1 protein-coding gene is annotated in these 436 nt (G+C 43.3%); it reads right to left on the bottom strand.

Annotated elements, in window-relative coordinates:
• A partial coding sequence (locus AB4585_RS25055; protein WP_372171462.1) for a hypothetical protein occupies positions 1–305 on the bottom strand: 305 nt, incomplete at its 3' end.
• Positions 306–436: the final 131 nt, after the last annotated feature.

The following is a 436-nucleotide window of genomic DNA, read 5'->3' as shown; positions in this document are numbered from 1 at the left end:
TCTCCAGATTGAGGATCGTTGCCATCTTCTGCTGTAGGATCGCCGCCCTGTTCAAGTGAGTCTAAAACACCTTGAATTCCAGATTGTGCGTCTACAGATTGAATGGAGTTTTGTTGGGCGATAGACACTCGCAATTCAGTCACTATATCTTCAGGTACAGTTAGCGGGTTTTCGCCTACGGAAAGGATCACATCACCCTCTTGGGGGACATAATCTAGAGGAGCTATTTTTAGGTTACCTTGCGCATCGACAATCAACCACGCGTCGCCAGCGACGACGTCTTGAGCAAATGAGATACTGTCCATGTGTTCTCCTTGGCTAGAGTGTTCCTAGCTAGCCTGTTATCTACATATACATCTTTCTCGCTTCTGTTTAAATTTTATACTATTTTTAAGTAACCGTGACGATAATGTAACTAAGAAAAATGTGCTAACAA

It is taken from the genome of Vibrio sp. 10N.222.49.C9 (assembly GCF_041474985.1).
In the GTDB taxonomy this organism is placed as follows: Bacteria; Pseudomonadota; Gammaproteobacteria; order Enterobacterales; family Vibrionaceae; genus Vibrio; species Vibrio crassostreae_C.
The sequence above is the reverse complement of the archived record's forward strand: the minus strand, read 5'-3'. Positions and strand labels throughout refer to the sequence as shown.